Source organism: Wolbachia endosymbiont (group B) of Villa cingulata, assembly GCF_964028285.1.
Lineage (GTDB): Bacteria > Pseudomonadota > Alphaproteobacteria > Rickettsiales > Anaplasmataceae > Wolbachia.
In genome coordinates this window covers 222141-239113 of sequence record NZ_OZ034766.1, presented here as the reverse complement: position 1 = coordinate 239113, position 16973 = coordinate 222141, and the positions used below count along the sequence as shown (strand labels likewise).

Sequence of the window (16973 nt, the reverse complement as noted above, 5' to 3'; positions counted from 1 at the left end):
TAAACCACTTTTAACAGCTACTGTTTACTTCGTTACTTTGTCAATATATTATATTAATAACTTTATATAATATAGTATGATTGCAAATATAAATACCGGTGCACTTCAGGGAACCAGCACAGTAAATGTTAATGCACAAATTCACATGGCAAATGGTATTCCAGCTTTTAAAGCAACAAGGACAACATTGCAAATTTAGAGTTCAAAAGGGTTATTCCTCGAGAACTACTGCGTCAGAAAGCTGGCGCTGAATTTGTATATAATGTTGATCTTGGAGGTTTTTATGAATAATAGTGAGAGAAAAGAGAAATTAGAAACTCGTATTCTATCAAGTAGAGGTAGGTCTTTACTTGACCATGAGCTACTGGAACGTAATCTATCCGCGTGTACAGAAGGAAGAGAAGTCGCCAAAAGGCTAATGGAGCTTTTTAGTAGTTTAGGAAGGATAATTAATGCTGATTTTCATGAGCTAAAAAATGTTACAGGAATGAACGATGGAGCAATAGCAAGTATCTTTTGCCTGAAAGAGATTTTCGATAGGATATTGAAAGGTAAGTTAAAAAAGCTGTCGATTCTTGATAATAGAGAAGAGCTATTAAAATACTTTAAAGCAGCAATAGGGCAGTCACGAAAGGAAAGCTTACGAGTGGTATACTTAGATCGAAGTGGTCATTTAATATATGAGTATATTCAAGATTGTGGAACTATAGACAGAGTACCTCTATATGTGAGGGAAATAATAAAACAGGGATTACTGATTGACGCAGCATCTGTTGCAATTTCACATAATCATCCAAGTGGAGATATAGAACCGTCAAAGGAGGATGAGGATAACACACTTACATTAGCTGCAACCTGTGAAAATGTAGGAATGAAATTGATAGATCATATAATTGTAACACAGAAGAGCCACTTTAGTTTTTATGACAGTGGTTTATTGTAACCTATAGACCGGAGGGAGAGTTCTCTAGCTCTCCTTCTTTTTTTTCTACTTCATAAATTACAAAATTCAATGTAAGCTTGAACAGCTAAAATTAGTAATGAAAGGTGGAATTAGGCAAAAAAATAAAGGAACTTAGGTTATACTGTGGTTTGACACAAACTGAATTAGGAAAAAGAATAGGCGTTTCATATAGACAGATACAAAGGTACGAAAATGGTTCAAATTGCATTTTAGCCAGTAGGCTATATGACTTAGCAAAAGCCCTATCAATTGATGTTGCTGATTTCTTTACTGGTATGCATACTGACTCACATGAAGCTTATGATGAAGAAATACTAAAACTAGTCAAAGGATATAACGAAATTAAGAGCAAAAGGTTACGTAGTGTAGTTTATATATTGGTAAAATCTTTTTCTCAAAGTATATTATCTGATACGTAAAATGACCATACAACATCCTATCGATAAGCAAATAGGTGAAAGAATAAGGAAAAGAAGGCTAATGTGTGGTTTTAGCCAAAGGGACTTAGGAAAAAAGCTTGGAATTTCATTTCAGCATATACAAGGATATGAAACTGGAGAGGTAAGGCTTATAGTTGATAGGCTGTACAATTTGGCAGAAGCTTTGTCCGTTGATATGTCATATTTTTTTACCAAAGCCTCTGAAGACTTGCATGATAATGCCTTCCGTAGCGATGTAGGCAGCAAAGAAATATCAAGATTAGTAAGAGAATATAGAAAAATTAAAGATGAAATATTGTGTAATATAGTTCATTCAGTAATAAAAGCGCTTGCCAATAAGTACTAATGCCTAAGTGTATTTCCAACTCACCTTTACAAGAAAATTATTGGTTAAAGTAAATTATTTATGGTAAACTTGATTGAATGTTAAAAACTACTTTACTTCGCAATAGCTAAGGCTATGTAAAAACATAGCCTCCGATCAAGAACGCCCTACGGATGTCGTTTTGTTGTCTTTTAATTTACTCACCCAAGAAAAGGTCTCACTACTTTTAGAATTTTGGTCTCCCCACCTTCCACATCTAGTAAAGCTGCCTTTTTCCACTACTTCTTTAACAGACATTCCACCAAATAAACAACCTTGTCCTATGATTTCTCCTATTTTTTACAACTCATTCCACATTTCTTCATCTTCTACCTCAATTTGTACTTGATGATAGTCTTCTGTGTCATGATATACCATTAAATTTAGTTCTCCTAGGCTAGTGCAAAGTGTTACTGTAAAAGCGCTGTTATCGGATATATCCACGTAATTTCTTTTGCCGTCCTTCCCAGTTTTTACTTCAACTTCACCGTCACCTATTTTTATAATATTGCCACCGAGATTTAAATCTCCTTTGCTTAGACCCAAATTTTTTGCACCTTCTACAACTTTTGCAACATCAACTATGCAGCTATGCGAAAATTCCATATAGAAGGTCTTATTATCGATTTCTACATTTTCAACAGTTCCTTCTATAGTAGCGTTCTCTCCAACTTCCCTGAGTTTTTTGAGCCTACTATATATTTGTGGCTCAATTTCTTTTTGTACCTTTTGATGAATTTCAGTTATTTTCTTATCAACTTGTACATTAAAATCTGCTCCATTTAAGGCTAACTTCCTGATTATATCTTCTTGTTTATTTCCTTTGAACTCATCACGATACATCTTAAACATTGTAACGTTAGCAAGGCTAAAGCCATCTTTGTTGCAAGCATTTATTCTTATCCCTAAGTCCAAAGCTTCATCGATAACTTTACTTAACTCGTTTACATTTCTAGCTGCAATGGTTTTCTCCAAAAATTCATTTAGTTTCATATTTTCATATTCACTTAGCCTTATCTTGCATAAAGCTGATCGAAATGGATTGAGCTCTTCAGGATATTCCAATACAGGTAATTTACTAATCTTTTTATTTGCTGTTGGAACAGCTTTTATAAAATTAGGTAATAACCCTTCTTTTGCTATTCGCTCTACCGCTTTTAACATTTTACTAGACAATTTTTTACTTTTTATCTTTTTCATTGTAACCCTCACTTAATCTTATTAACATTCAATCATATCGTGATAAATGTTATTTAATTGTTAACGTTATACGACTTATTGATTTACTGTAAATTATAATAACAAATTTAACGGGTACTTACACTACAAAAACATATCTTGTAAAAATTATTTCAGTTTCAACAAAAATGGGGTATTGTGATTGTAAAGTTGAAAGAAATGGATCTCCTGTCTTACTCCACTGAAAAGTTGAAGAAGCATTGCCAGCTACTTGATAACGAGGAAAAAATAATTCTATATGAGCAGCTGCTAGACAAGGCTAAAGACATACTTGAAAATTCAAGAGATAATGTTTCTGAACTGAAAAAGATCAGTAAAGCTGCTGTAGCAATAGAGAAAACCACTGATAAGCAGTTACTAGAAAAGTTTAATGATGATCACCCGCTAAGAGAAGTGGACATTTTAATCTACTTTCCTCAGGGAAATACTGAATATCTGTTCAGCATAGATAACTCATCAGAACTTTATAATTTAAAAGAAGATAAAGAAAAAGCTCTTTATAATGCAGTAAAATCAAATGATGTTGAGCTCGTAAAAAAGCTGCTCATGATTCTTCTACCTGAAGAAGTAAGTAATTTTGACACGAAATACTTGGAAGAATTAAAAATATTGTTATCAGGAATTCACAAAGAATTGCGATTATCACAAGATATGAAAAATTATCTTGTAAAGACGATAAAGCTCTATAGCTTTTTATGTGGTAATTTTAACTTATTAGTTGCAAATCCTACTGACGTAAAGGCCATAATCGATCTATTTGCTGTTCAACCAAATATTGATTACCAAATAGATAAGCTTCTGCTTTCTTTTATTATGAAAGATGTTAAGGAAGAAAAGTTAAGTTCTAAAATCAGTCACATGATAGAACTTCTCGAGCAGCATGAAAAATTTGCTGAGCTCGAATATAAGGTAAGGAGATTAAGATCGGAGTTTGCAAGTGGCAAAAGTAGATATTCTGCTGAAGTAACACGAAATAGCATTGCAGAACGAGAAAAAGAGATGAGGGAGATTGAGAAAAAATACATAAGACCAAACGATTTAATTAGCAAGAGGCAGAAATTATTAAAGCAATTACTTTGCTAGCTTTTTCATAAAATTTGTTGTAAATTTGAACAAGAGGTGAAAAGTGCAATTAGGTAAAAAGATAAAACAATTAAGGCTAGATCATGGTTTAACGCAGACCGAATTGGGAAAAAGAATAGGTGTCTCATATAGACAGATACAAAGGTACGAAAATGGCTCAAATTGTGTTTTGGCTAGTAGATTATATGATTTAGCAAAAGCCCTATCGATTGATGTTGCTAACTTTTTTACTGATGTGCATGCCGGCTCACATGAAGTTTACGATGAAGAGGTGTTAAAGCTAGTCAAAGGATATAATGAGATTAAGAGCAAAAGGTTACGTAGTGCGGTTTATATATTAGTAAAATCTTTTTCTCAAAATTACAATGAGAGTTAGTATTGCTTTGATATATAAATTAAGATGTTAATAAACGATTGTGCAAGCTGAACAGTACCCTATTGATAAACAAATAGGTGAAAGAATAAGGAAAAGAAGGTTAATGTGTGGCTTTACTCAAAGAGATTTAGGAAAAAAGCTTGGAATTTCATTTCAGCATATACAAGGATATGAAACTGGAGAGGTAAGGCTTGTAGTTGATAGATTGTATAATTTAGCAGAAGCTTTGTCTGTTGATATGTCATATTTTTTTACCAAAGCCTCTGAAGACTTGCATGATAAAGCCTTCCGTAGCGATGTGGGCAGCGAAGAAATATCAAGATTAGTAAGAGAGTATAGAAAAATTCAAGATGAAACTTTGCGTGACATTGTTCATTTAGTGATTAAGGCTCTTGCTAACACAGGCTTTAAAGCACAAATGGGTAAATTCTCTCCTTGACTTGTTGAATAAAACTTAAACTTTCATTTTCTTCATCATTTTGCTTTCGATTTTCTTTAACTTTGATGCGTGTAGTTATACCCTACACAAAGTATAATGTTTTAAAAATAAAAACTTGCACCATAAAATATTGAGATTTAGAATATTAACTTATAAAGTCTTTTCAGCAGTTTTAGTAAGGGTTTATTAGCAAGGATGTTGGAGGTTAGAAATGACTATATCTGAAGGTGTAATACAGGGTATAAGGCATAATGATAAGAACGCGATAGGGGGATGATTTTTTGGTCAAGATGGCTGTGCACCATCCAGCTAAGTTTGATAGCTTAGAAGTAACAAAATTTTTAGTAAATAATAAAGGTGTAGGTTTTAACACTAAAACTAATGACGAAAACAAGCCTATTCATATTGCAGCTGATTTTTGAAATATCGATATTGTAAAGTTTTCTCTTAATAAGGGAGTAGAAGTTGGTACAAAAGGTAAAAACAATTGGACTCCTTTGCATTATGCTACCAATAAAGGATATCTAGGGATTGTAAAGCTTCTAATAGAAAAGCAACAACAAGAATCATTTATTAATTCTAAAACCACAGATCAGTCTACTATGCTGCCAAGGAAGGACATTTATCAGCTGTAGAGTTTCTCATAGAAAAAGGAGCAAGAATTGATATTAAAAATTCCAATAATAGATCACCATTGGAACTTGCAAATGATGGAGGACATGAAGAAGTTGAAAGTTTACTAAGAAATGAATTACTTCTTGATGCTGTCAAGAGAAAAGACCGCAGTGGAGTAGAAGCTCAACTTGATAAAGGGGCTAATGTTAATTATGTACGTCGAGAAGATGGCTGTGCACCATGCTGTCAGTTATAACCATGAAAATCTTGAGTTTGTGAAGTTCTTAATAGGGAAAGAAAAGGTGAAATTATTTAGCACCAAAGATTAAAGAAGATACAGTAAATGGGAGACACCCAAGTGGCTTGAGGTTAGCTGATTTGAGGGAAATACCGGTGTTGTGGAGTGAGCAGATGGAAAAATTGTAAGGAATGGCGTCTTAATTTACAAAAGTAACAGAAAGAGTACGTGCCAGAAGGAGCTGATACGAAGGGCCATGCCAAAAGATGTTGAGGAAGTCAAGATTGATGTAAAAAAGCAAATCAATGTTATAAAAGCTGACACTCAATTATGCAAAAATATCAATATAAATGACGAAGATTTTAGCATGCTAGATACGACAATGGCAGAAAATGTATCGAATTTTAGCTGCACATTTTAATAATAGATCTGGGGAAAAATTCTATAGAAATCGAAAAATGCAACGTACAATACTCTAAATCCCAGCATACAACTCGAGAAAGTAGTACATGTGGACTAATCTACAGCTTCCTTTGAACCTGAAAGCGTACTTGAAAATTCATAAGTGCTAAGTAAATTCTTTTTTAACCATCTAAATAAACTTCCTCCATCATTGCTGTGTAACAAGTCATATACGGAGCTATGATCCACTTACAAGTAGTGACTTATGTTGGTGAGATTCTATCTTTAACTCGTCCATACTACACCTTGGTAAGCTTGAATAGCATTTTGCCAAGATTTTATTACTATTAAACAGTGGTTCAAAATGATCATGTCCCTTATTTACTATATGTAAGACATTATTGTCATCATAATCTATCATATTATACTCACCTGTACTTCTTGATCCTAAACTATCTATTAGTTGATGCAAGGATGGATCTTGTTGTTCATCAGTAGCATGTAATGGATTACTCTCTACAACATGCAATTTTACACCATACTTTCCGCAAAGTATTCTACCTTCAACCTCAGGATCACCCCATCTATTGTTATTTAGAATATTTTTTGCATAAAAATCTGGAGTTTCCCTACGCACCACGCCATTATTATCATGACTGTTAGTAATAGCATTTATGAACCATTCTGGTGGGTTATTTCGTGCAAACTCTTTACAATATTGTCGCAATTGCTCAACAGTAGCTTTTATTCCTAATTGTTGTTCTAGTTCTTGTCTAAACGAATCAAAAAAACAGTTTCCATCTTCAATTGCTTGTCCTAAATAGAAATTATCAGGTATGTTTGATTTTTGTTCTTTATCACCTTGTTTTTCTGCTTTTTCAATAACTCCTTTCTCTAAACCAAAAATCTTACTCCAGTTATATTTACCTTCTAACCCCAATTTTTTACTTTCCTTTTCTGCTGCTTTAGCTAAGTCTGTTTTAGAAATATCCCCTTTTTCTTCACAGAATCTAGATAAAGTTTTAAAGATTTCTACCAGGTGAGTTTTTATGTCAAAATTCTTCTCCTTTTTTACAATATTAGACTCAATATAGCGTAAATCCTGTAATAGTTGTTGCTTTTCATTTACAGTTTGAGCAGCTGAACTAACTGTTTCGGAATATTGACAAAGTTTTCCTGATCTAGTAAAGAAACCTCGTTCTATGGCTTGATCAACTGGTAACCCCCCTAGTAAGCAATTCTTACCTATTTTTTCGTTACAATTTTTTAATTCCTCCAGTAAATCTTGATCGTTCACCTCTACTCTTATTAGATCTTTATTTTGTGTATCAGGATATAACCTAACCTCTAGTTCCCCCTGAATGGTATAGAAAGTTAATACTATATCACCACCTTCTGTAAGATCTGTGTAATTCCTTACACCATCTTTTGTGATAATCTCTACTTCACTATTACCGATCTTTACTATATTTCTTCCACACTTTACATCTCCATGGGTTAGCCCTAAATCCCTTGTTCCATCTGTAATTTGTGCAACATCTATTGTACTGTCCTCTGAATATTCTAAGTAAAAAGTAGCGTTATCCATTTTTGCACGATTTAACTTGCCGTTGGTCGCATTTTTTGCGATTTTCAGGAATTTCTGAGTACAATTAACATACTTTTCATGAGCTTTTATCATATTAGCTTTGTGATCTTTAAATTCTAATTCCAGTTCGCCAATTACATCTATACTGTTTTTAGTATAGCACGCTGCTCCCCACGATACCAACTTACATACTATATCACTTGCAACTTTAGGATTCTTTTCTAATCTACTAATTTCTTTTATTACATAATCTGTAAAGTTGTACTTTTCACCTTGAGAAGATTTTTTAGCGAAATTTAACATTACTCCGAAATCTATAGCTCTATCTACAACTTTTTCCAGTTGATCCATACTTTCAACTTGAGATATGTCATTTAAAAATCCACCTAGCACTATCTGTTGGTTTGGGATACTCCATAAAGTCCTAGGTGGAAGCAAACACTTTTTCTTCTTATTGCACATATTTGCATCTTTTTTAGGATCAGTTGCTCCTGCCTTTAGAAGTAAATCCACTGCTTCTTTGCAAGTAGCTCTAGCATAACTAAGTACTTTTGACATACCTACTCTATCCTGAACAATGAAAATCATTTTGAGATCCCGACTATTCTTATGTTTATCCAGAAACTTGCCTAAATTTTCAATAGCCTGACGATTAAAAACTTCACCTATAACATGAGGTTTTTTATAATCTTCAGGCGAGAGTATACCTAAAAGCATATCATACAGCTCTTTACTCAACTTTTTCTGATTGTCAGTTAAGAAGCATTCTAAAATGTGGCAGTTATTATTATCAATAGCAGTTTGTAATGGGGTTTTTCGTTTATTGTCCCGTATGTTAGGATCAGCTTTTCCCTCCAAGAGTAGATTTATAGTGAGATACCTATAGTTACTATCAGCAGCATAATGTAAAGGTGTTTTCCCTTCATTGCTTTCTATATTAGGATCAGCCCCTGCTTGTAGAAGTAAATTGACTAAAGTAGGACCGCTCTGATCATCATTGAGTCTTGAAGCAGCATGCAATAACGTTAATCCTGACTCTCCCCTTTTAAGGTTAAGAACAACTTTTAAATCTTGATCGTCCTTGTTATTTTTTAAAAAATTTTCAAGTTTTTTAGTATCGTACTCATGAAGATAAGAACCTATACCCTTAAGAGTTTTTAGTAATTCTTTATTTAACTTTTTTTGATTCTCGTTCAAATTTGTTGTATGAGCAAGCCATATACACACCAGCTCCTCAAATGAACATTGACCATCAACTAGAGATCTACCTCCATTTAATTCAGATGGAACCCATAAATATTTTTTAATTAACTCGTACTCTTCATCCAATAGTTTGTCTGTTTCTGACCACTCTTGTCCAGGACTTAATTTCTCTTCTAGCTTTTTGCTCGCTTGTTTACTTTGCCCTTTGATAGCTTCAACAATAACCATACTTTCCTCCTAGCTTGATATATTATGTACAATATATAATATGAGTCAAGCCAATCTTAATGAGGAGTTGATAAAAATTGTTAAGAGTAGCACCTCAGAAAAATAAAAATCAAACGACATTGAAGATCTTTTGAAGAAAGGAGCGAACATTAATTTTCAGGACGCTAATTATGAGTTAAATACACCGTTACATGCGGCTGTTCGCAAACAGGAACCTAAAGTAGTTAAGCTGCTTGTCAAAAATGGAGCAATACAAATCAAGAATAGTAAAGGTAAAATGCCACTAGATATTGCTAAAAGTCTTAATAACGAAGGTATTATTCAAGAATTAGGCAGAGCTTCACTTCTAAAAAGGGCAAATACTGGAGAAAACAAGCCAGAAATTAGTTCTTCTAAAAAGCCAAGAATTTCCGTAATCGTTCACAGAGATAAGGTGATTTACAAAGTAAATATAAAAGTGTAAAGAAATAGGAAGCTAAATATGGAATGGGTAAATGACAAAAGTGCTGCAAGAAAAGATTGTAGCAGAAAACGCTAATCTCAAGGAAGAAATAAAAGCGCTGATCAGAGAAAATGACAGCTTGAAAGCAAAAATAGTTGAATTAGAAGACAAATTGGGCTTAAATTCGCAAAATTCATCGCTGCCACCATCACGAGATATATATCGTAAGAAAGCAAAAAAGAAAAGTGATAAAAAACCAGGAGGTCAGCCAGGACATAAGGGGCATAAGCGTGAATTAATGGCTGCAGACGAGGTAGTGAGCTGCACAATTGATACGATTTGTATGTGTGGAGGTAAGGTTACTTTAGAAGATGAAATTATTCATCAGAAGGCAGAATTGCCAGAAATTAAGCCAACTGTAACTGAGTACAGATTGCAAAGAGGACATTGTAGAGTATGTAATAAAAGAATTACAGCAAATTTACCCGAAGGTGTTGCAAGAGATCTTCTAGGATCTAATGCTAAAACAATTATAAGCAGCCTTAGCGGCTTTTTTATTAACTCAAAAAGAGAGGTACAGCAAATTTTAGGCAGTATTTTTAATCTAAATATAAGCCTTGGTTTAGTCTCAAATACTGAACGCAGGGCATCGAAGAAGTGTGCATCTGAATATGAGAAAATGAAGGAAGAGTTACAAGGAAGCGAATATTTGCATATAGACGAAACAGGACACAGAAATCAAGGAAAGAGAGGCTGGAGTTGGGTAATAACGAACAAAGCGTTGACACTTCTGAAGGTAAGCGAGTCTCGTGGTAAGAAGGTGTTGAAGAGTTTACTGCCAGAATATGATGGTATAGTTGTGAGCAATAGATACGCTGTATACAATTACTTCAATCGTGAAAATAGACAGATATGTTGGGCACATTTGGCAAGAGATTTTGAGAGATTTGCCCATAGTAAAAATGTTGAAGTGAGCAAAATTGGCCAAGCACTAAAATCGCTCAGCAATAAGGTGTTTGTAGTAGACAAGGCAAAAAAACACAATTCGATAGATAATTTGAGATTTTATCGACTGATGCGAAAAATTCGGAAAAGGGTAAAACATTTTTTGCGTAAAATGACGAGGGTTGTAAATAGCACTCAAGCTTCAAGAATGGCCGCTAAGATGTTACGGTCTGAGGATATGATGTGGAAGTTTTTAAGAAAACCTGAAGTGATAGAAACAACCAACAACCTTGCAGAACGGCAAATTAGACGGTACGTAATTTATCGTAAAAACAGCTTTTTCACCTGGTCAAAACGTGGGGAAAGATTCGTGGAAAGAATGTTGTCAATATTTTTGACATCACGTCTAAATGGCCAAAACCCCTTTCAAAAGCTACAGAATCTACTAGCTGTCACTGCTTAGTTCTTTATTCATTCTCACAATCCGTGAACGGTTACGAATTTCCTTCATGAAAAAAGAAGAGCCTGAAGGAACAAAAATCGAAGAGGATGAATCAAGAACATACCTTGCTTCTGGATTAAATAATACTCTTCATGGCAACATTTACCAGCTAAAATTGTTAATGTTATTTTTAAAGCGTGGACTAGATAAAAGCTACTCTTTTCGTTTGGCTACAGAGTAGAATAATGCTGAAAAATTTGATGATTTGGTTTTTATATGTAATAATTCAAAATCAAAAAAAATATATCGTTTTTTGCAAGCAAAACACAAGCAAAATAAGGAGGATAATAAAATTGGAATAAGCGATTTACTCACAAAAAATAAAGATGGTGAATTTAATTTGGCAAAGTATTTCATTTCCTACTTAAAGATTAAATACAATCAAGACTTTATCAATGGTGAACTGAAAGATTTTGTTATTTGTACCAACATTGATTTTGATCTAGATCAAAGCAGAACACAAGATGCAGTAAAAAAGTTGAAAGTGCAAAAAAAATAAAGGAAAGGAAATTTTGGTTGAAACAATTAAAGATAATGATGTCTTCTTTAAAGATGGCGGTGAGAGATATAAGCTTTCTTATGAAGTATATAACAATGTTACAAAAAATAATATCATAGAATTCAGTAGGATTATTCCTAGGATGTTTCTATGTTCCAAAAGAGGAAACTTAAATAACAAAATAAATACCCTTTTAATATACACAGAAGGCATTCTATAGCTAACTTAAGTAACCAGATACAACTATAACTTTTATTGTTTAATAACATTTGTGCCATTCTCTCTAACTTGAGCTTATGGTTTAAAGTACTTAATGACCAAGAGCATAATTATTACTACAAATAGGTGGTCTTAGGCTTTCAAGATGACTATTTACTTTCAGCGAATCGTCCAAATCATGCTCTATTTTTTGTGTTTTTATCTCGAATTTAAATCCTAATTTTTCGCAGAATTTTTGAAAATATTCTTTAATAACATCAAACAAGTTTCTACTTTCCCCTTTATAATTTTTTAGTTCCTTAGGGATAGTAAGTAATAATTTGCCATCTTTATAGGTTACACCATCTTTACCATCTTGAGACTCAAGTACAAATTCAAGTGAAGTCGATAGATCGCATATTTTTTCTCCTGGGTTATCAAACTTCGTTACGAACACTAACATATCAGATTTTACTTTTGTACTGATTGGATCAGCACAATCAATACACATTGTTTTATTCTTGCTATATTCACCTTTTAATCCATTGACCTTACCCAGAAAAAGTAGACAGAAAGTTAAGACGTTTTTGAAGTAAAATAAAACGTTTTTTCAAAGAGGTGTGGTATGACAAAAAGAAAAGAATATACAGCAGAATTCAAAATTGAAGCTATAAGACTAGTAAAAGAAACAGGTCAATCATCAGCAAAAATAGCAAGAGATTTGGGTATTAGCGGTGATTCATTAAGCAGATGGGTAAAAACATACAATGATAGAATGTCTGGAGTAGATGCGTTTCCAGGAAAAGGGAAAGTAGCTCATTGTGACAAAGAAAAGTTTGATTTAAAGAAAGAGCTGGCAAGAGTAACGAGGGAAAGAGACATTTTAAAAAAAGCCCTGGGATATTTTGCAAACCAAAAAGAGTAAAATATTCTTTTATAAAAGAACATAAAAAATGCTATAAAATACGGGAATCATGCAGATTTTTGAACGTATCTGCTTGTGGTTATTATAAATGGATTACTAAGGAAAAAAACAACAAAAAATCAATAAGAGAAGAGCTCATACAAGATATTCAGAAGGTATATCGAGCATCACAATGCAGATACGGAGCTCCTAAAATTCACGCTGAATTAAAGGCTTTAGGTAAAAATTATAACATCAAAACAGTGCAAAATGTTATGCAGAAAAATGGCATTCAAGCTAAGCTTAGACGAAAGTTTAAAAGTAAAAAACCACAAATAGACAATAGAGTTATAACTCCTAACATATTAAATCAGAATTTCATCGCTGATCAACCTAACAAGATATGGGTAACTGATATTACGTACATAAAAACTAATGAAGGATGGTTATATTTGGCAGCAATAATAGATTTATATTCACGCATGGTGATTGGCTGGTCAATGAGTAATGCAGTAAATAGGCAATTAGTTATAGATGCGTTATTCATGGCTATTGGTAGGCGCAAATCTGCTAAAAATCTACTATTTCATAGCGATCAAGGATCGCAATACACCTCTAAAAATTATCAATTTTTACTAAGTACAAAAAATATTACTTCTAGTATGAGTCACAAAGGTTGTTGTTATGATAATGCTGTTTCAGAGAGCTTTTTTAGTTCACTTAAGAGAGAGTTACTCATTGATACTTCACAACACTCTGCACAACAAGCTAAAACCGCAATATTTGAATATATAGAAATTTTTTATAATAAACAGCGTAGACATTCTACTATTAACTATTGCATTCCTGAGCTTTTTGATTCATCATTCTCATAGCAAAAACGTCTTAACTTTCTGTCTACTTTTTCTGGGTAAGGTCACACACTTGAATTAATCACTGCCCCAATCATAGTACTTATAGGTATAGCCATACCCAAAAAAATTGCTATTTTTCCATGATCTTCCTCAATAGGATCTCTTTTGCAAAACTTATATAGCAAACATCCTACGTGCAAAACCGCAATCAATGCTGGAGCTATACAACCAGCAATTGCACCTATGGCTAAAGGTGATGAAGTGTCAAAACTCAACCACCAAGCTAATACTCCTAGTGCTGACACTATACTATAAGCTAACAAACAAATATACATACAATCCCTCTCACTAATTAATAGGCATCATTTTTACTCTAAATTGCAAACTTTCCCTCCGCCATCTAAATACTAGAGCAACAAGGAATGCTAACGGCCGTGCAAAAATATCTAATGTTTATATTTATGTAAAGTGGAAATTTTGAGTGGGGCGAGCGACCAGGATTGAACTGGCGACATTCAGTACCACAAACTGACGCTCTACCAACTGAGCTACGCCCGCCAAGATATAAAATTTTTAACATACGAGCACAAATAGTCAATTGATTATTTAAGCTACCTCCTTTTGCAGAGGGTTTTAAATATTTTCATTCATGCTTTTATCATTATACTCAATCGTATTGACACCGTGATATGTTTAAAAGTATTTTCACATTTAGTTTTTTTACAGCTATTTCAAGAATCTCAGGGCTAATAAGAGATGTATTGATTGCTACGGTTATTGGTGCAACCTCTCTTGCAGATATATTCTTTTCCTCGTTTCGCTTTGCTAATTTATTTCGATCGTTTTTTGCAGAGGGGGCATTTACTACCTCATTCATACCATTATACTCTGCAGAGTCATATGATAATAAAAAGGCATTTAATTTCACAAGTAGTGTAATATCCATTACGTTTATTATTCTAGTAATTTTTTGCCTTATCACACAAACCTTCTTCCCTTACATGATCAAAATCTTCACTCCTGGATTTGACCAAAATAAATTTACCTTTACTGTAACTTTGTCGAAAATTATGATGCCCTACATAATCTTCGTGTCAATCGCATCACTTATTGGTGGAATGCTGCAAGTAAAACAGCATTTTGCTTCAACAGCTATTTCACCAATCGTTTTGAACCTCTGTTTAATCATCAGCTTGTTCGTACCTTACATTGAAACTCCAGCACACAACCTTTCTATAGCTGTCCTAATTGGAGGAGTTTTGCAGTTATTACTGATACTGTTTAGTGCATACAAATTAAAGGCTTTCTTTTCTTTTAGTTTAGAATTAAGTAACGAAGTGAAGTTGTTTTTCAAGCGTGTAATACCTGCAATTATCAACAATTGTGTAATACAAATAAGTGTATGGATTGACACAATCATGGCAAGTTTTATACCAAATGCAGTTTCTTATATATATTATGCCGATAGACTAAATCAACTACCGCAAGGAGTAATTGGCACTGCAATTGGTACAGTACTTCTTCCTCTGATTTCAAAACGAATAAATGATACTGAGAATATAGTCAAAATACAGAACAAGGCCCTTAATATAGGGTTAATATTAATTATGCCAATAACTGCTGCTTTTATCATTATTCCTGACATAATTTTACTTACGCTTTTTTCTTACGGCCGATTTGATTATTATGCAGTACAGCAAACTGTTCCTACATTAGTAGCATTTTCTCTTTCTTTACCCGCATTTATTATAAATAAAGTATTGCTACCCACATTCTTTGCTAGGGGAAAGCTAAAAATACCAACTATGTTCTCATTAACGTGCCTTGTAATTAATGTAATACTAAATCTCCTATTAATGAACAAATACCAACATATAGGAATTGCTATTGCTACTTCCATTTCCACTTGGATAAATTCTATTTTATTGATTAATTATTTAACAATAAATAAGATGTATAAGATTAGCCAAGCATTATTACTAAATATTGTAAAAATTCTCACTGCAACATTGGTTATGTCAATAGTTCTTTATCTCTCTCATTACTTATCAGCAGGGTTGTTTTTCGATAGAGGGCTAGCTCGTATTGTTTATTTAGTAACTTTAATAGCTTTGAGTGTTATTATTTATTCTAGCACTCTTTACCTAATTTTTAGAGGAAATTTGAATAATTTGAAATATGTATAAATTACACCCTTTGTATTGCTATATGTCATTTCAGCTACTATTCCAATATCCACTCCTTTCATCCCAGCACCTATTCCTGTCATCCCAGTGCTTGACACTGGGATGGCTTTGTTGCATCACTCTTCGGATAGTAGGTAACGTGGAATAAATTCATGAAGCTATCTCAAATTTAGCCATGCCTATATCAGTAAATTTGTTAAGCAAATAACACTTGAGTAGCAGTTCTCTCTCACGATTAACCTCAGATTTGTTTCTAAAACTAAACCCAAATGTTTGCTTCAGTCGCGAGAAAAAACTTTCTATATAAGATCTCTTCCCATAATTTATCTCTTTTTTCCACCTCTTCATACCATCTTCATCATATGACTTTATGAGCTTGATTGTAGAATTTCTCTCATCCATATAATCCAACTTTGGATGCTCTACTGCATTATTTTGCGGAGGAATCCTTGTCTTTATGTCAAGCTCATCGCACAGTTTGTATAACTTCTTTCGATTATATGCCCTGTCTGCATATAGTGTGCTTATATTATATTTAACATCAATCCTTGCAATAAGATCACATGCTCCATAGTGGTCAGAATAAACTCCGCCACTGTATTTTGCTGCTATAACTTTTTTGCTACCTATCTCTAGCATTACATGCAGTTTTCTTGTTTGCTCATAGCGGCGATACTTTCTATCTGTACCATTTGCCTTGCTATGACCTGGAATATTATTGTAGATGCTTATTCCAGTACTATCTATGGCAATCTCAATATCTTCTGTATTATTTTTATCATGTCTTCGATCATTAATTTTGATGTTAAGTTTTTTAAGCCTTCTTGAGGCCTGGGAATAGCTAATAACTTGCAAGTTTTTCCTTACTTGCTCAAGGTACCCTGCTATAAATCCCGCTGTTTGTCTCAGACCTATTCTAAATAAACAAGTTATTATGTGAACCAGAATCACGACCTTATCGCTATAAATATAGTTGCCACCAGCCATTTTTGGACCTTTTTCGTACCAATTTTCTATGGCATCATTGACGTAATAAAAAATATTTCCCCTCTCTTGGAGAAATTTGTTATATTCATGGCAGTTACTGACTCTCATTTTTTGTGGCATATTTTTCTTTAGTAGGTTAAATGCTTGTCTTATAGTGAATTTTGTCAGTAACTGCCAGTTCTTTTTATTTGACCTATGCAACAAAGCCATTCCAGCATCAAGTGCTGGCCTGAAGCTTTAGCTATAAATATTAATAAATTTACTAAGTAAAAAAAGG

At 33.4% G+C, this 16973-nt stretch carries 23 protein-coding genes, 1 tRNA gene and 1 pseudogene; 19 read left to right on the top strand and 6 right to left on the bottom strand.

Annotation, left to right across the window (positions count from 1 at the left end; genetic code table 11):
* The first annotated feature begins 76 nt into the window (after nt 1–76).
* From ABWU52_RS01320 to ABWU52_RS01305, 4 genes are all read left to right on the top strand, one after another.
* The gene (locus tag ABWU52_RS01320; protein WP_353277165.1) at nt 77–199 is read left to right on the top strand and encodes a hypothetical protein; all 123 of its coding nucleotides are present in this window, start codon (nt 77–79) and stop codon (nt 197–199) included.
* An 84-nt stretch (nt 200–283) separates the two neighbouring features.
* Nucleotides 284–943 (top strand): RadC family protein, encoded by a 660-nt coding sequence (locus ABWU52_RS01315; RefSeq protein WP_353277163.1) that lies wholly within the window; start codon nt 284–286, stop codon nt 941–943.
* A 104-nt stretch (nt 944–1047) separates the two neighbouring features.
* Nucleotides 1048–1383, top strand: coding sequence for a helix-turn-helix domain-containing protein (locus tag ABWU52_RS01310; protein ID WP_143689034.1), 336 nt, complete (start codon nt 1048–1050; stop codon nt 1381–1383).
* Nucleotide 1384: 1 nt separating this feature from the next.
* Nucleotides 1385–1750 carry a helix-turn-helix domain-containing protein gene (locus ABWU52_RS01305; protein WP_353277161.1) on the top strand — a complete coding sequence of 122 codons (366 nt, stop codon included), beginning with the start codon at nt 1385–1387 and terminating at the stop codon, nt 1748–1750.
* Between the two features lie 318 nt (nt 1751–2068).
* Here the strand turns inward: ABWU52_RS01305 and ABWU52_RS01300 are convergent, their stop codons facing one another.
* Entirely contained in the window at nt 2069–2968 is a 900-nt protein-coding gene (locus ABWU52_RS01300) for a hypothetical protein (protein ID WP_353277160.1), read from the bottom strand.
* A gap of 177 nt (nt 2969–3145) precedes the next feature.
* Between ABWU52_RS01300 and ABWU52_RS01295 the strand changes: the two genes are divergently transcribed.
* The 8 genes and pseudogenes from ABWU52_RS01295 (at nt 3146) to ABWU52_RS01265 (ending at nt 6179) form a co-directional block, all read left to right on the top strand.
* A complete protein-coding gene (locus tag ABWU52_RS01295; protein WP_353277159.1) occupies nt 3146–4090 on the top strand; it encodes a hypothetical protein in 945 nt (314 codons plus the stop codon).
* 43 nt (nt 4091–4133) lie between these two features.
* Nucleotides 4134–4466: a helix-turn-helix domain-containing protein gene (locus tag ABWU52_RS01290; RefSeq protein ID WP_353277157.1), complete on the top strand. Its 333-nt coding sequence runs from the start codon at nt 4134–4136 to the stop codon at nt 4464–4466.
* Between the two features lie 40 nt (nt 4467–4506).
* Entirely contained in the window at nt 4507–4905 is a 399-nt protein-coding gene (locus tag ABWU52_RS01285) for a helix-turn-helix domain-containing protein (protein WP_353277155.1), read from the top strand.
* A gap of 281 nt (nt 4906–5186) precedes the next feature.
* Nucleotides 5187–5327 carry a hypothetical protein gene (locus ABWU52_RS01280; protein ID WP_353277769.1) on the top strand — a complete coding sequence of 47 codons (141 nt, stop codon included), beginning with the start codon at nt 5187–5189 and terminating at the stop codon, nt 5325–5327.
* A gap of 3 nt (nt 5328–5330) precedes the next feature.
* On the top strand, nt 5331–5540 hold the full coding sequence (locus tag ABWU52_RS01275) for an ankyrin repeat domain-containing protein (protein ID WP_353277675.1): 210 nt from the start codon (nt 5331–5333) through the stop codon (nt 5538–5540).
* A gap of 59 nt (nt 5541–5599) precedes the next feature.
* Nucleotides 5600–5776, top strand: coding sequence for a hypothetical protein (locus ABWU52_RS01270; protein ID WP_007552506.1), 177 nt, complete (start codon nt 5600–5602; stop codon nt 5774–5776).
* Nucleotides 5777–5826: 50 nt separating this feature from the next.
* A pseudogene (locus tag ABWU52_RS07295) lies at nt 5827–5946 on the top strand (recombinase); the annotation flags it as partial.
* A gap of 68 nt (nt 5947–6014) precedes the next feature.
* Nucleotides 6015–6179, top strand: coding sequence for a hypothetical protein (locus ABWU52_RS01265; RefSeq protein ID WP_353277153.1), 165 nt, complete (start codon nt 6015–6017; stop codon nt 6177–6179).
* Between the two features lie 219 nt (nt 6180–6398).
* Here ABWU52_RS01265 and ABWU52_RS01260 read toward each other — a convergent pair whose 3' ends face one another.
* Entirely contained in the window at nt 6399–9179 is a 2781-nt protein-coding gene (locus ABWU52_RS01260; RefSeq protein WP_353277152.1) for an ankyrin repeat domain-containing protein, read from the bottom strand.
* 130 nt (nt 9180–9309) lie between these two features.
* Between ABWU52_RS01260 and ABWU52_RS01255 the strand changes: the two genes are divergently transcribed.
* The 4 genes from ABWU52_RS01255 (at nt 9310) to ABWU52_RS01240 (ending at nt 11567) form a co-directional block, all read left to right on the top strand.
* Nucleotides 9310–9642, top strand: coding sequence for an ankyrin repeat domain-containing protein (locus ABWU52_RS01255; RefSeq protein WP_353277150.1), 333 nt, complete (start codon nt 9310–9312; stop codon nt 9640–9642).
* Nucleotides 9643–9673: 31 nt separating this feature from the next.
* Nucleotides 9674–11029, top strand: a complete 1356-nt coding sequence (gene tnpC / locus ABWU52_RS01250) for an IS66 family transposase (protein ID WP_353277148.1) — start codon at nt 9674–9676, stop codon at nt 11027–11029.
* A 46-nt stretch (nt 11030–11075) separates the two neighbouring features.
* Nucleotides 11076–11249: a hypothetical protein gene (locus tag ABWU52_RS01245; protein WP_007549098.1), complete on the top strand. Its 174-nt coding sequence runs from the start codon at nt 11076–11078 to the stop codon at nt 11247–11249.
* A 72-nt stretch (nt 11250–11321) separates the two neighbouring features.
* Nucleotides 11322–11567: a hypothetical protein gene (locus tag ABWU52_RS01240; RefSeq protein WP_146038228.1), complete on the top strand. Its 246-nt coding sequence runs from the start codon at nt 11322–11324 to the stop codon at nt 11565–11567.
* A 310-nt stretch (nt 11568–11877) separates the two neighbouring features.
* On the opposite strand, the gene ABWU52_RS01235 is transcribed toward ABWU52_RS01240, so the two are convergent.
* Complete coding sequence (locus tag ABWU52_RS01235) at nt 11878–12276, bottom strand: hypothetical protein (RefSeq protein ID WP_410541981.1); 399 nt, start codon at nt 12274–12276, stop codon at nt 11878–11880.
* 114 nt (nt 12277–12390) lie between these two features.
* Here ABWU52_RS01235 and ABWU52_RS01230 point away from each other — a divergent pair, with 114 nt between their 5' ends.
* A complete protein-coding gene (locus tag ABWU52_RS01230) occupies nt 12391–12690 on the top strand; it encodes a transposase (protein ID WP_064085359.1) in 300 nt (99 codons plus the stop codon).
* A complete protein-coding gene (locus ABWU52_RS01225) occupies nt 12666–13544 on the top strand; it encodes an IS3 family transposase (RefSeq protein WP_353277659.1) in 879 nt (292 codons plus the stop codon). The genes ABWU52_RS01230 and ABWU52_RS01225 overlap by 25 nt, the downstream gene beginning before the upstream one ends.
* Nucleotides 13545–13585: 41 nt before the next feature.
* On the opposite strand, the gene ABWU52_RS01220 is transcribed toward ABWU52_RS01225, so the two are convergent.
* Nucleotides 13586–13858: a hypothetical protein gene (locus ABWU52_RS01220; protein WP_353277146.1), complete on the bottom strand. Its 273-nt coding sequence runs from the start codon at nt 13856–13858 to the stop codon at nt 13586–13588.
* Between the two features lie 147 nt (nt 13859–14005).
* A tRNA-His gene (locus ABWU52_RS01215) sits at nt 14006–14081 on the bottom strand.
* 131 nt (nt 14082–14212) lie between these two features.
* Here ABWU52_RS01215 and murJ point away from each other — a divergent pair.
* Nucleotides 14213–15709 carry a murein biosynthesis integral membrane protein MurJ gene (gene murJ, locus ABWU52_RS01210; protein ID WP_353277144.1) on the top strand — a complete coding sequence of 499 codons (1497 nt, stop codon included), beginning with the start codon at nt 14213–14215 and terminating at the stop codon, nt 15707–15709.
* 150 nt (nt 15710–15859) lie between these two features.
* Here murJ and ABWU52_RS01205 read toward each other — a convergent pair whose 3' ends face one another.
* Nucleotides 15860–16897, bottom strand: a complete 1038-nt coding sequence (locus ABWU52_RS01205) for an IS5 family transposase (RefSeq protein WP_353276237.1) — start codon at nt 16895–16897, stop codon at nt 15860–15862.
* Between the last annotated feature and the right edge of the window lie 76 nt (nt 16898–16973).

Bases quoted from the DNA above. Each gene is read 5' to 3' on its own strand.
- ABWU52_RS01265 (WP_353277153.1), top strand. From the start codon at position 6,015: ATGCCAAAAGATGTTGAGGAAGTCAAGATTGATGTAAAAAAGCAAATC.
- ABWU52_RS01230 (WP_064085359.1), top strand. From the start codon at position 12,391: ATGACAAAAAGAAAAGAATATACAGCAGAATTCAAAATTGAAGCTATA.
- ABWU52_RS01245 (WP_007549098.1), top strand. From the start codon at position 11,076: ATGAAAAAAGAAGAGCCTGAAGGAACAAAAATCGAAGAGGATGAATCA.
- ABWU52_RS01220 (WP_353277146.1), bottom strand. From the start codon at position 13,858: ATGTATATTTGTTTGTTAGCTTATAGTATAGTGTCAGCACTAGGAGTA.
- murJ (WP_353277144.1), top strand. From the start codon at position 14,213: ATGTTTAAAAGTATTTTCACATTTAGTTTTTTTACAGCTATTTCAAGA.
- ABWU52_RS01235 (WP_410541981.1), bottom strand. From the start codon at position 12,276: ATGTGTATTGATTGTGCTGATCCAATCAGTACAAAAGTAAAATCTGAT.
- ABWU52_RS01260 (WP_353277152.1), bottom strand. From the start codon at position 9,179: ATGGTTATTGTTGAAGCTATCAAAGGGCAAAGTAAACAAGCGAGCAAA.
- ABWU52_RS01305 (WP_353277161.1), top strand. From the start codon at position 1,385: ATGACCATACAACATCCTATCGATAAGCAAATAGGTGAAAGAATAAGG.
- ABWU52_RS01315 (WP_353277163.1), top strand. From the start codon at position 284: ATGAATAATAGTGAGAGAAAAGAGAAATTAGAAACTCGTATTCTATCA.
- tnpC (WP_353277148.1), top strand. From the start codon at position 9,674: ATGACAAAAGTGCTGCAAGAAAAGATTGTAGCAGAAAACGCTAATCTC.
- ABWU52_RS01300 (WP_353277160.1), bottom strand. From the start codon at position 2,968: ATGAAAAAGATAAAAAGTAAAAAATTGTCTAGTAAAATGTTAAAAGCG.
- ABWU52_RS01320 (WP_353277165.1), top strand. From the start codon at position 77: ATGATTGCAAATATAAATACCGGTGCACTTCAGGGAACCAGCACAGTA.